Annotated in this window: 9 protein-coding genes and 2 tRNA genes; 6 read left to right on the top strand and 5 right to left on the bottom strand. The window is 58.1% G+C overall.

From position 1 onward, the window contains the following. Nucleotides 1–234: 234 nt before the first annotated feature. The 4 genes from IMCC20628_RS08655 to IMCC20628_RS08640 all read right to left on the bottom strand — a co-directional run bounded on the left by IMCC20628_RS08655 (nt 235) and on the right by IMCC20628_RS08640 (nt 6547). Nucleotides 235–3048, bottom strand: coding sequence for a valine--tRNA ligase (locus IMCC20628_RS08655; RefSeq protein WP_047029888.1), 2814 nt, complete (start codon nt 3046–3048; stop codon nt 235–237). A 359-nt stretch (nt 3049–3407) separates the two neighbouring features. Next, nucleotides 3408–4175, bottom strand: a complete 768-nt coding sequence (locus IMCC20628_RS08650) for a DUF2497 domain-containing protein (RefSeq protein WP_047029887.1) — start codon at nt 4173–4175, stop codon at nt 3408–3410. 163 nt (nt 4176–4338) lie between these two features. Next, nucleotides 4339–5673, bottom strand: a complete 1335-nt coding sequence (locus IMCC20628_RS08645) for a TolC family outer membrane protein (RefSeq protein WP_343123255.1) — start codon at nt 5671–5673, stop codon at nt 4339–4341. Nucleotides 5674–5872: 199 nt separating this feature from the next. Continuing rightward, on the bottom strand, nt 5873–6547 hold the full coding sequence (locus IMCC20628_RS08640; RefSeq protein WP_047029885.1) for a protein-L-isoaspartate O-methyltransferase: 675 nt from the start codon (nt 6545–6547) through the stop codon (nt 5873–5875). A 211-nt stretch (nt 6548–6758) separates the two neighbouring features. Between IMCC20628_RS08640 and IMCC20628_RS08635 the strand changes: the two genes are divergently transcribed. Beyond that, nucleotides 6759–6832, top strand: a tRNA-Cys gene (locus IMCC20628_RS08635). A gap of 3 nt (nt 6833–6835) precedes the next feature. Here IMCC20628_RS08635 and IMCC20628_RS08630 read toward each other — a convergent pair. Beyond that, on the bottom strand, nt 6836–7150 hold the full coding sequence (locus tag IMCC20628_RS08630; RefSeq protein ID WP_047029884.1) for a hypothetical protein: 315 nt from the start codon (nt 7148–7150) through the stop codon (nt 6836–6838). A gap of 159 nt (nt 7151–7309) precedes the next feature. Between IMCC20628_RS08630 and IMCC20628_RS08625 the strand changes: the two genes are divergently transcribed. From IMCC20628_RS08625 to IMCC20628_RS08605, 5 genes are all read left to right on the top strand, one after another. Continuing rightward, nucleotides 7310–7384 (top strand) — tRNA-Asn (locus tag IMCC20628_RS08625). Between the two features lie 179 nt (nt 7385–7563). Next, nucleotides 7564–9030, top strand: a complete 1467-nt coding sequence (locus IMCC20628_RS08620; RefSeq protein ID WP_047029883.1) for a deoxyribodipyrimidine photo-lyase — start codon at nt 7564–7566, stop codon at nt 9028–9030. Beyond that, complete coding sequence (locus IMCC20628_RS08615; RefSeq protein WP_047029882.1) at nt 9027–10367, top strand: FAD-dependent oxidoreductase; 1341 nt, start codon at nt 9027–9029, stop codon at nt 10365–10367. The genes IMCC20628_RS08620 and IMCC20628_RS08615 overlap by 4 nt, the downstream gene beginning before the upstream one ends. A 2-nt stretch (nt 10368–10369) precedes the next feature. Continuing rightward, nucleotides 10370–11269, top strand: a complete 900-nt coding sequence (locus IMCC20628_RS08610; RefSeq protein ID WP_047029881.1) for a DUF1365 domain-containing protein — start codon at nt 10370–10372, stop codon at nt 11267–11269. After that, nucleotides 11259–12509, top strand: a complete 1251-nt coding sequence (locus tag IMCC20628_RS08605) for a cyclopropane-fatty-acyl-phospholipid synthase family protein (protein WP_047029880.1) — start codon at nt 11259–11261, stop codon at nt 12507–12509. The genes IMCC20628_RS08610 and IMCC20628_RS08605 overlap by 11 nt, the downstream gene beginning before the upstream one ends. Nucleotides 12510–12626: the final 117 nt, after the last annotated feature.

Raw genomic sequence — 12626 nt, 5'->3', positions numbered from 1 at the left:
CCTGCATGCACGCAATCCGCGACCAGCACCCGAAACCGTCCAAAATGGCGAGTATTTGATCCAAACTATTGAAATTCGGCGCCCAACAGAGCCTTCAACCGTTCAAATCCGCCCCAAACCGACGGTCACCACGATTTTGTTGCAATTCGGTCACAATTGCCATGATTTTGTGCGGATTGCCCTATTCCCGGCCTCGTTCTGCAATTCATGCAAAAAACACGCCCGTCAGGCGCGTCAGCCGGTTTGGCTGACGCGGTCGATGGCTTGCGCGATCTTGTCTTTCTGGCCCAGCAGGTCAGCAAGTTTGTCGCGTTCCGCCAGCACAATTTCCGGTTTGGCATTGGCGACAAATTTCTCGTTCGCCAGCTTGCGCTCGATCTTGTCGATGTCATCACCGAGTTTCGACAAGGCCTTTTCCAGACGGGCTTTTTCTGCTGACAGATCAATTAGCTCGCCGAGCGGCAGGCAAGCTGTCGCCTCGCCGACGACGATCTGCGCCGACCCGCTCGGAACCGCGTTTTCCAGCACAACGTCAGTCACCCGCGCCAATTGCCGGATCGCCGGTTCATGCCGCACCAGCCGCTCACCGGTCATCGTGCTGGTTCCCACCATCACCAGCTGCGACTTGGCTGCTGCCGGCACATTCATTTCCGCCCGGACTGATCGCAATCCGGAAACCAGATCAATCAGCCAGTTGATTTCGGCGGCCGCCGCCTCGTCTTCAAACACCGGCTCCGGCCAGGCTGCATGGCAAGCAAGCCCGGCGTCCGGTCCCGCCAGATGTTCCCATAGCTCTTCGGTCATGAACGGCATGAACGGATGCAGCAATTTCACCGCCTCGCTCAGCACATGGGCGGCACAGGCACGGGCTTCGGCCTTGGCGGCCTCGTCTTCGCCGTTGAATACCGGCTTGAGCAATTCCAGATACCAATCACAGACCTGATTCCAGACAAACCGGTACAGCGCGCTTGACGCCTCATTGAACTTGTAGGCCTCAATCGCCGCTTTCACCTCGTTCGAAGTCCGGGTCAGTTCGGTGAGAATCCAGCGGTTGATCGTCAGCTTGGCGCTGGCCGGATCAAAAGCCGGATCGAGCACCGCACCGTTCATGTCGGCAAACCGCGTGGCGTTCCACAGCTTGGTGCCGAAATTGCGGTATCCGGCAATGCGCGAAGGATCGAGTTTCACATCCCTGCCCTGGGCTGCCATGATGGCCAGCGTAAAGCGCAGCGCATCGGCACCGTACTCGTCGATCAAGTCCAGCGGATCAATCACATTGCCCTTGGATTTGGACATCTTGGCACCATGCATGTCGCGCACCAGCGCATGCACATAGACCGTATGAAACGGCTCTTCCTTCATGAAATGCAGGCCCATCATCATCATCCGGGCGACCCAGAAAAAGATGATGTCAAAGCCGGTCACCAGCACACTGGTCGGGTAGTAGATTTCAAGCTCGGGCGTCTTGTCAGGCCAGCCAAGCGTCGAGAACGGCCACAGTGCCGAGGAAAACCATGTGTCGAGCACATCTTCGTCGCGGGTCAGGATTTCACCGGGCTTGAAGTTCTCGAGCTTTTCCTCAACCCAGGCTTTCCATGGACCTTCATGGGCAAGATAGTGCTGGATCGCCGCATCAAGTGCGGTTTCCTCGTCTTTTTCAACAAAGACCTGACCATCGGGACCGTACCAGGCCGGTATCTGGTGTCCCCACCACAATTGCCGGGAAATGCACCACGGCTGGATGTTCTCCATCCACTCGAAATAGGTCTTGTCCCAGTTCTTCGGCACGAAATTGGTCCGGCCTTCGCGCACGCTTTCAATCGCCGGCTTGGCCATTTCAGCGGCATTGACATACCATTGGTCTGTCAGGAAAGGCTCGATCGGCACACCGCTGCGGTCGCCATGCGGAACTGTGTGGGTGTGCGCCTCGACCTGGTCGAGAAGGCCGAGTTCCTCCATCTTGGCAACGACTTCCTTGCGCGCGGCAAAGCGGTCCATACCGTCGAGTTCCTCCATCACCTCAATCAGCTTGCCTTCAACCTTGAGATCTTCGAGGAAGTCTTCATTGTCCTTGAGCGTCATCCGGCCATCGGTGGTCAACAGGTTGATGGCTCTAAGGTGATGGCGTTTGCCAACTTCGAAATCATTGAAGTCATGCGCAGGCGTTATCTTCACGGCGCCCGAACCGGCTGTCTCATCCGCGTAGTCGTCGCCAACAATAGCAATACGGCGACCGACCAGCGGCAGAACAACTTCTTTGCCGATCAGATCCTTGTAGCGGACATCATCCGGGTTGACCGCTACAGCCGTGTCACCAAGCATGGTTTCGGGCCGTGTGGTGGCAACAATGATGTAGTCGCGGGTCTCATAGGTATAGGTCTCGGTCTCCTCGTCATAGGACACCGGATGCTCATAGGTTACGTCATCGGCCAGCGGATAGCGGAAATGCCAGAGGTTTCCCTGCACCTCGATCTGCTCGACCTCGAGGTCGGAAATCGCGGTCAGCAGCTTCGGATCCCAGTTGACCAGGCGCTTGTCCTTGTAGATCAGGCCTTCCTTGTAGAGACTGACAAAGACTTCCAACACGGCATGCGAAAGCCCTTCGTCCATGGTGAAGCGCTCGCGTGACCAGTCGCATGACGCACCAAGCCGCTTGAGCTGGTTGAAGATCGTCCCACCGGACTTCTCTTTCCATTCCCAGATCTTCTCGACAAATGCCTCGCGTCCGATTTCGCGGCGATCGATCTGCTGTTCGGCCAACTGCCGTTCGACCACCATCTGGGTCGCAATGCCGGCATGATCCATTCCTGGCTGCCACAGAACATTTTCTCCAAGCATGCGATGATACCGCACCAGGATATCCTGCAGCGTGTTGTTGAGCGCATGGCCCATGTGCAGTGAGCCGGTCACGTTGGGTGGCGGAATCACGATGCAAAACGAATCCCGCCCGGGCTGTGCTCCAGCGCCAGCGGCGAATGCATTCGCCTCGGCCCAGCGTGTCACAATTTTTGGCTCGATGGCCGCGGAGTCATAGGATTTTTCAAGCATTATCGGATAACCGTTTGCATCTGAAGGGACAGGATTGGCATAAACCGGAACGAAATGGTGGAGTCAACACGACCCGAACCCGACACCGCCGGAGAGCGGCGCACAAGCCCGGATAAGGCAGTGCATCCTTTCCACACCGAAGTGTAGACCGGCCCCAACCCATATCATTGTTCTAGATCAATAACGTCGCCAAATCGGCATCAGTTCCATGCCAGCTCCCGAACTGCGCCAGCCTTTTCTCATATTCACGTCCGTGAAACGGGACTCATCCCACCGTGGCAGCGCCTGAAACGACAAAACAGTGCGCAGCAGACGACTCGCCTGCTGCGACACCAACGTCCTGTTGGGACGAATGGTAATTAGCCGCGGTTTCCGCGCGACACACGCTCGATTTCTTCGCGCACCAGCCGCTCGACAAGCGTTGGCAGGTTGTCATCGAGCCACTGGGTCAGCATCGGACGCAGCATCTCTTCGGCAATCTCGTCAAACGAGCGGCGTTGCCCTGCAGCTATCGCGGCATCAAGTTCGCCAAAGGACGCAGCGACCTTTTCCCCGGTCTGCAGGGAAACAAGTTGGCCAGCGCCTTCAGGCTGATGTGTGGCTGCAACCGGTTCGGACCGGTTCACATCTGGCTTTTCTTTCGGCTCCTCCTGCTCAAGGGATGCCGAAACCATCATCTTCAGAACGGGCGCTTCCACCGGCTCGTCGGATGTCAGCGCGGCGCGAAGTTCTTCGGCAGCCGCATCATCCATCTCGGTCAAGTCGTCCGGCAAGGACCCGGTTTCTTCCATTTCTGTATCAGTATCTGCTTCTGTATCAGCAGCCGCGTCCTCAGCTTCGGGAGCTTGCACGGCGAGCCGCGCACGGGCAGCAACATCGGCCAACGAGACGGGTTCGAAATCAGTTTCATTACCAGCGGCCGCAGGCGGGCTCGCAGTTTCAGTGGCAGCGTGATCCGAAGTCAAATCGTCATCAGAACGCTGATCGCCCGCATCCTCGAATGTGCCCGTATCATCAAATCTGGTCGGGTTCTCGCCTTCCTCCGGCTCATTGTTTTCAATGATCCTTCGGATGGAAGCCAGAATCTCTTCCATTGACGGTTCGCGCTGTACGCCTGCCTGACCCATGATTACGCTCCATTACTCTCGTCGCCAGGCTCATGCCAACCGGCGAATCACCTGACAAGCCTACGGCATTGCCAGCGGCTTGAGAATCACGCAGCCTCAAGGTTGTGTAGTCATGCACAGGAATTCATGCTGTAGCGGCGAGCGGCACGACGTGAACGCGTATTTAGCGTCCGTCTACTGTGCGAAGGCCGTACCAACGGTCCTTTGTCGCCTCGTAGTGAATTTCAGGCTGGTAATTGGCGACATGCAGACCCAACCGGTCAATGGTCAGCTTTCCGGTCGAAGCAATCACAGAGTAGCTGGCCACGATGGCGTTGCGCTCGGATTGGGAAATCGCTTCCTTGGCGGTGAGCACGGTTTGCTGGGCATTGAGCACATCAAGCGTGGTCCGCTGACCAACACGACGCTCTTCAACCACGCCATTCAAGGCAAGATTTGCGGCCGAAAGCTGAGCCTTGTTGGCGCTAATGGTCGCGATCGCGGCTTCCATCTGCGTCCAGGAAGACACCACCGACTGTTCAATCGCGCGGCGCGCCGAATCAACCAGAATGCGTTTCTGACCTAACTGTTCCTTGGCTTCCCGCACCGTCGCGGAAGCAAAACCGCCCTGATAGAGCGGGACCGTCACCTTGGCCTGAACCTGGCCAGTGGTGATCCCGCCATCGGCCTCGTAGACCGAGCCAACAACTTTAACCCCCGGAAGAAACGCTCCTTCACGCTCCTTGACCTGGTAACCGGCCGCATCAACCCCGAAGAGTGCTGCCAGAACAGTCGGATGCTCCGCCGTCCCCTGTGCCACCGCCTTATCAAGAGTACCGGGAAGCAGTTTCTGTGGCAACGGAACCGACTTGAGGCCTTTCGGCACGGAACCGACAATCTGCGCGTAAACCGCAGCACTGGATTTCGCCTGGGCAACGGCTGCAGTCAGGCTCGCCTTTGCGCCTGCAAGCTCGGCTTCCGCCAGGCTCACGTCAGTCCGGGTGCTCTCACCGACGTCGAACCGGGCACGCGCAGCAGAAAACTGCTCCTGCAGGAATGCAATGTTCTGCTTGCGGTAGACAACGATCTGGTTGTCTCGATTAACGTTGGCGTAGGCTTGAACCGTGGCAAGAAGGATATCTATTTCAGTCCCGCGCAGATTTTCCCGGCCAGCGAAAACTGCGGCTTCGGCAGCGCGCACAATGTTACGGGTCTGAAATCCGTCAAACAGGGTTTGGGTTATCGAGACGCCAATGCTGGCGGAATTCGTCGTGTAATTTTCGGTGTTGGAAGACGTTGCCGTCGCTTCAGCAACGACATAGGGGCGATATCCGGACTTCGCAATTGCCACACCTTCATCAGTCGCTCGCAAACCGGCACGCGCCGCGTTGAGATCAGGGTTATTCTCATACGCCTTGGCCATGGCCTGATAGATCGTTTCGGCTGAAACTGGCTGGGGAACCAAGGCCATCATCGAAACGACGGCAACGCAAACGAAGGATTTTTTGACAAACGACACGAGTACATACTCCAACATGCGCGAAACAAATGTTCCAAATGAGCGCAGGACACGATCATGGTGTAAGAACAATATATGATGGCTAGCGGAGCCAGACGCAATCAAACAAGTCAGGCATCGGCCAATAAACCCAGCCACGTTGCCGACGCGCAACAGCGCGGCAATTAGCTGCATCCCCTGAATTATAGCCTGGCGACCCTTAGAATACGAATTCCGCGGTCTTGCGAAACCCAGGTAACGGTTTGACAGATATGTTGAATGCAGGCCGGCCCGATACGATGCCGCCATCCTTGACGAAGACATAGGCCTGTGCCGCCAGTCCGGTTCCGACCGCAACGACCAGTCTGCCGCCCTCGCGCAATTGATCGAAAAGAACGTCAGGAATCATTTCAACGGCGCCATTGAAGAAGATCCTGTCATAGGGACCTTCGCTGGCGTAACCCATTTCAAGCTCACCGGTCACCACTGCAACATTGTCATAGCCGTTGTCGCTGAGTTTCGTGCTGGAGGCCTCGGCCAGCGCCGCATCACATTCAACCGCAACGACCGACCCGGCCAGCAAAGACAACAATGCCGCCGAATAGCCGACGCCGGATCCGATCTGAAGCACCACATGATCACGGGTGATCTCAGCCAGTTGCAGCATCTTGGCCAGCGGCGACGGTTCCATGACAAATCGCGCTATACCGTCTTCGCCACCCGTTGAAATCTGCAGGTCGGAGTCGATATAAGCCAGCGGCTTCAGGGGCGTGGGAAGAAAATCCTCGCGCGCAACCGTCAAAAACGCTTTCAACACCGAATGTGATGTCACGTCCGTTGTGCGGATCTGGTTATCCACCATCTTCTGGCGCGCGTCTTGATAGTCGGTGCCCATTTGGTCTCTCCGGTGCATCTCGTCTGGGGTTTCATTAAAGCGCCGCACCGGGAGTTTCAAGCCGAACCATGCCCAGGCGGGTTCGAATTCACTGTTTTCAGCCGAACGATGCTCTGGGGGCTGCAGAAAGCGGACCTAACCGCCCACATGCCCCTTGCGCCGGTTTGATTCTCCGTCTATTTGCCAGCCGTCCGGTCATTGATCGGCCAGAGGCCTCGTGGCGGAGTGGTTACGCAGAGGACTGCAAATCCTTGCACCCCGGTTCGATTCCGGGCGAGGCCTCCAAACTCAATCACCAGATTCATTGTTTTCTCTCGCCTTCGCGGCACCGCTGGCTGGTCGCCGCGCGCGGCGACGTTCCGTCCGCACGACGAATTGTCGGCGCCAGCGGCGTACAGACGGCAGATCCTGCGACAGCACCAGCAGTCCCAGTGGAATCATCCAGAACCCCAGAATCGGCAGAAACCCTAGGGTTCCGCCTGCAACGAGGCCTGCGCCCAGTGCGATGCGCGTTGACGCACGACGCGGCAGCCGAAAATTCCGGGCGCCGAAACGGACATCGCCGCGGGCGGCATTGAATTCGAAAAAGCGGTACTTCGACATGATGACTGTGCCTGATTGATGCGCTTGTGGTGCGTTTTTCAAACCCTTGAGATGGGATTTCAGCCGCACCAGAACAAGATAGTCGCTTTTTCTGCAAAAACAGCTTGGCAAATCAGAGGGGCATTTGGTATAGGCCCCCCACGCTGCTTAACGCGGTGGTCCCCGGTAGCTCAGTGGTAGAGCAATCGACTGTTAATCGATCGGTCGCTGGTTCGAATCCGGCCCGGGGAGCCAAATTACAAAAAACCGCAGCCTTTTCGGGTCGCGGTTTTTTTTGCTCTTCTCACCATTGGCCGCAACCGCGTAAATATCAGCAGTCTTTCGTGAAACCTTTGATCCGATTTTTCCGTTGAACCGTATGACAGGTTCAGCAGGCACGGCGATGTTCGCCCAATCGGAAATTATCTATCAAGATGGAACACGACTCAAATTCCTTGTCGACGACTGCCATCGTCTGGTTCCGCAATGATCTGCGGACCCAGGACAACGCCGCTCTGGTCGCTGCAAGCCGACACGCAGCCGTCATTCCGGTATTCATCCGCGAGGCAGGTTCCCCTGCCCGCTCACTCGGCGCGGCGCGGCGCTGGTGGCTGCATCATTCCCTGTCACGCCTGACCGAGAAGCTCGAACACCTCGGCGCACCGCTGCACCTGGTCAGCGGCGACCCTGTCGACATTATTCCGGAATTGGTCAAGGCAACCGGCGCATCCGCGGTCTATTGGAACAGGCGCTATGATCCGGCGCACCAAAATGCTGATTCCGCACTGAAAATCCATCTCCACAACAACGGAATCGAAACCGAGAGTTTCTCCGGCCAGCTTCTGCATGAACCGACCCGGCTGCGCACCGGCGCAGGCACTTATTACAAGGTTTACAGCCCCTTCTGGCGGGCGCTTGAATCAGATCTTGAAAACAGCCCGCCGATGCCCCTGCCCGCACCGCAATCGCTTACAGCTTCGAACGGCGGCGCCAAACTGGAGTCCGAATCGCTCGACGACTGGCAACTGCTGCCGACCAAGCCCGACTGGTCCGGCGGCATCGCTGACGTCTGGACACCTGGCGAGGACGGCGCCCATGACCGCCTGACCGAATTTCTCGAAAACCGGCTGCGCGGCTATGCCGAACGCCGCGACATTCCTGGCGTGGCCGCCACCTCAGGTCTTTCGGCGCATCTTGCCAGCGGCGAAATCACTCCGGCGCAGATTTTCCAGGCCCTGAGCCAGACCGACAATGATGCCTCCAACGAAGACCGGTCGAGGTTCCGCAAGGAAATCGCCTGGCGCGAGTTCTCCTGGCATTTGCTGGTCAACAATCCCGGCCTGCCTGTCAGCAACCACAATCCGAAATTTGACGCGTTCCCCTGGGTCACCAATGCCGACAGCCTGTCTGCCTGGCAAAAAGGGCTGACCGGTTATCCGGTGGTAGACGCCGGCATGCGCCAGCTCTGGCAAACCGGCTGGATGCACAACCGCGTCCGCATGATCGTCGCCTCGTTTCTGATCAAGCACCTGATGATCGACTGGCGCGAGGGCGAGGCCTGGTTCTGGGACACGCTGGTCGACGCCGATCCCGCCTCCAATGCCGCAAGCTGGCAATGGGTCGCTGGCTCCGGCGCCGATGCATCGCCCTATTACCGGATCTTCAATCCGATTCTGCAGGGCGACAAATTCGATACCGAGGGCGCCTATGTGCGTGAATTCGTTCCTGAACTCGCTGAACTTCCCGACAAATTCATCCACAAGCCCTGGACAGCGCCAGAAGATGTGCTGCTGGCAGACGGCATTCGCCTCGGCGAGACCTATCCACACCCCATTGTCGACCATCAGGCAGCGCGCCAGCGTGCGCTCGCGTCCTACCAAAGCATCAAGGATGCCGCATGACCCTCCATTTGCCCCCACACACTGTCAAAGCCGGACCCAAGCGTTTGAAAATCGCCGTGATCGGTTCGGGCATTTCCGGAGCCTCCGCCGCCTGGGCGCTGCACGGTTTGCACGATGTCACCGTTTACGAAGCGAGCAAACGCGCTGGCGGCCACACGGCCACCGTTGATATTGATTATGACGGCGCAGCGATTGCGGTCGACACCGGCTTCATCGTCTACAATGAGCTGAACTATCCCAATCTCACCGCGCTGTTTGCCCATCTGGGCGTCAACACCCATGATAGCGACATGAGCTTTGCGCTGTCGCTGGATCACGGCAAGCTGGAATGGGGTGGCGACACCCTGTCGACGCTGTTTGCGCAAAAGCGCAACCTGCTGCGCCCGTCCTTCCTGCTGATGCTGCGCGAGATCCTCCGGTTCAACAAGATTTGTCTTCGCGATCGCGCCGAGGGCCACCTCACCGCGCGTTCCATTGGCGATTATCTCAACTGGCGCGGTTTTTCACCGGGCTTCATGAACAACTACCTGGTTCCTATGGCGGCGGCGATCTGGTCAACACCAGCCAAGCGGATGCTGGAATTCCCGGCGACCTATTTTGTCAATTTCTTCGAAAATCACCGGCTGATCTATGCCGAACGCCCGACCTGGCGCACGGTGACCGGCGGAAGCCGCAATTACCTGACCAAGCTGCTCGCGCCTTTGGGCGACCGCATCAGGCTCGACACCGGTGTCGTTTCGGTGCGCCGCACACAGCACTGCGTCGATATTCTGGACACCACCGGTCATACAGAAACCTATGATCGGGTGATTTTTGCCTGCCACACCGACCAGGCGCTGAAGATCCTCGACCGGCCAACACCCCAGGAGCAGGATATCCTGACCGCCATCCCCTACGGCCCAAACCGGGTGATGCTGCACCGCGACGAGCGGTTGATGCCAAAGCGCAAGAAGGTCTGGGCGTCGTGGAACTACCTGCGCTCTTCAGATCAGCGAAGCGACGCCAATGTCGCAGTTTCCTACTGGATGAACCGGCTGCAGGGCATCGATCCATCCAGGCCGCTGTTCGTCACCCTCAATCCGGACCGCGACCCCCGTCCGGAGCTTGTGTTCGGTGATTACAGTTTCGACCATCCGCAGTTTGGCGCCGACGCCATGGATGTCCAGGCCCGGTTGAAGGCAATCCAGGGCGATCACAACACCTATTTTGCCGGCGCATGGACCGGCTATGGCTTCCACGAGGATGGCTTGAGCTCCGGTCTCGCCGCTGCCGAAGCTCTTGGCGCCACAGTGCCTTGGCGCGCCGCTCCCGCTGCTCAACCCGCCCTGGCTGCCTGAGCATGACCGCCCCGCTCAAGCACCCGGTCCAGATTGATACAAACGCCAAAGCGCCCGCATGTCTTTATGTCGGCGAGGTGATGCATCAGCGGATGAAGCCGGTCGGTCACCGCTTTGCCTACAAGGTCTATTCGCTGCTGGTCGACCTTGACCGGCTCGACGAGGCCGACCGGCTGTCACCACTGTTTTCAGTCAACAGCGCCAACCTGATGTCGTTTCATGAAGCCGATCACTTGCGCGGCACGACAAATACCAATCTGCGCGCCCATATCGACGCGCTGCTGCACGAAGCCGGCCTCGACCAGCGCGCAGCACGGATCGAACTGGCGTGTTACCCGCGCGTTTTCGGTCAGGTCTTCAATCCGCTGTCGGTCTACTATGCCTATGATGGCAACGGTGAGATTCTGGCGCTGGTCTATCAGGTCCGCAACACCTTTGGCGAAAGCCACACCTATGTCTGCAAGGTCGAACCCGGCGAGGTTTCCGCCGCAGGCATCCGCCAGAGCCGCTCCAAGCTTTTCTATGTTTCGCCCTTCATCAAAATGAACATGGAATACCACTTCCGCATGAACGTTCCCGCAGAGCATTTGCGCTGGCGCATTCTCGAAACCGACCATACCGGACCGTTGCTTTCCGCGACCTATAGCGGCGCCCGTAAAACACTGTGTACGGTGTCAATTTTGGCTTGCCTCTTGCAGATTCCGCTTTTGACGTGGAAGATTGTCGGCGGCATCCACTATGAAGCGCTGAAACTGTGGTTCAAGGGGATGCGTCTAGTGCCGCGTCCGGCGCCGCCCCCAGCTGCGAGCTTTCGCGATCAGGGAAAGTTCGATCGTCAGGTGGCAACGCCGCGACGTCCCGACAAATGGCGAGATGGAGGAGGCTGCGCTTATGAAGACTGAAGCCACCTGGAATGAACAAACCACCCCTGAGAGATTGTCAGCCGACAACATTTCGGCCTATCTGCGCGGATTGCCTGCCAAGGCCAAGATGATGCTGCGCGGGCTCTTGCACATGGGCCACGGCAAATTGTCGATCCGCATGCCGGATGGGCGAACCGTACGCGTCGAGGGCCATTCGGAAGGCCCCGAGGCGACATTGATCCTGCACAACTGGAACCTGGCCCACCGGGCCCTGACCGGCGGCACCATCGGCGTCGCCGAATCCTATATGGACGGCGATTGGGAAAGCCCCGACGTCACCGGGTTCCTCGAATTGTTTCTGGTCAACATGGAAGTCGGCGACAAGCTCGCCGGCGGCGCTCGCGGCATTGCCCGCGTGGTGGAACTGATCCGTCACTGGCTCAGGTCAAATTCGCGCACCCAGGCCAAAAAGAACATCTCAGCCCATTACGATCTCGGCAACGCGTTCTATTCCAAATGGCTCGATGAAACGATGACCTATTCCTCGGCGCTCTATGCCGATGGCGCCAATGATCTGGCCAGCGCGCAAACAGCCAAATACCGGGCGCTAGCCCAGGCTGCTGGCATCAAACCCGGCGATCACGTGCTCGAGATCGGTTGCGGATGGGGCGGGTTTGCCGAATACGCTGCGCGCGAAATCGGCTGCCGCGTCACCGGACTGACCATCTCCAACGAGCAGTTGGCATTCGCCCGCGAGCGCATTGAAAAAGCCGGCCTGTCCGACAAGGTCGACTTCCGCTTTCAGGACTACCGCGACGAGACCGGCCAGTATGACAGCGTTGTCTCGATCGAGATGTTCGAAGCGGTGGGCGAGAAATATTGGTCGACCTATTTTGCCAAGGTGCGGCAATGCCTCAAGCCCGGTGGCAAGGCTGGGCTCCAGATCATCACCATCGTACCCTCGGCCTACAAGACCTATCGCGCCAATCCGGATTTCATCCAGCGTTATGTGTTTCCCGGCGGCATGTTGCCGACGGAGAACCACCTGATATCGCTGGGCGAATCCGCAGGCCTCCAGCAGGTTGGCCACCGCGCCTTCGGTCCCGACTACGGCCGCACGCTGGCCGAGTGGCGGCAACGATTCTGGGATAAATGGGACGAGATCCAGCCGATGGGTTTTGACGCCCGCTTCAAGCGGCTGTGGGAGTTCTACATGTATTATTGCGAGGCAGGCTTCCGCTTCGGCCACATCAATGTCCGACAGGTGGTTTACAGCTGATCGGAAGGCATATTTGGGTACACTCGCCTGAGCAAATCTCGGGCGGGGTGAACCATTTGCAAGCCTGAGACGTATTCAGGGAAATTGCTGAACCTGCAGAGATCCCAATCGCAGGGT

The organism is Hoeflea sp. IMCC20628 (assembly GCF_001011155.1).
Classification (GTDB): Bacteria; Pseudomonadota; Alphaproteobacteria; order Rhizobiales; family Rhizobiaceae; genus Hoeflea.
The sequence above is the reverse complement of the archived record's forward strand: the minus strand, read 5'-3'. Positions and strand labels throughout refer to the sequence as shown.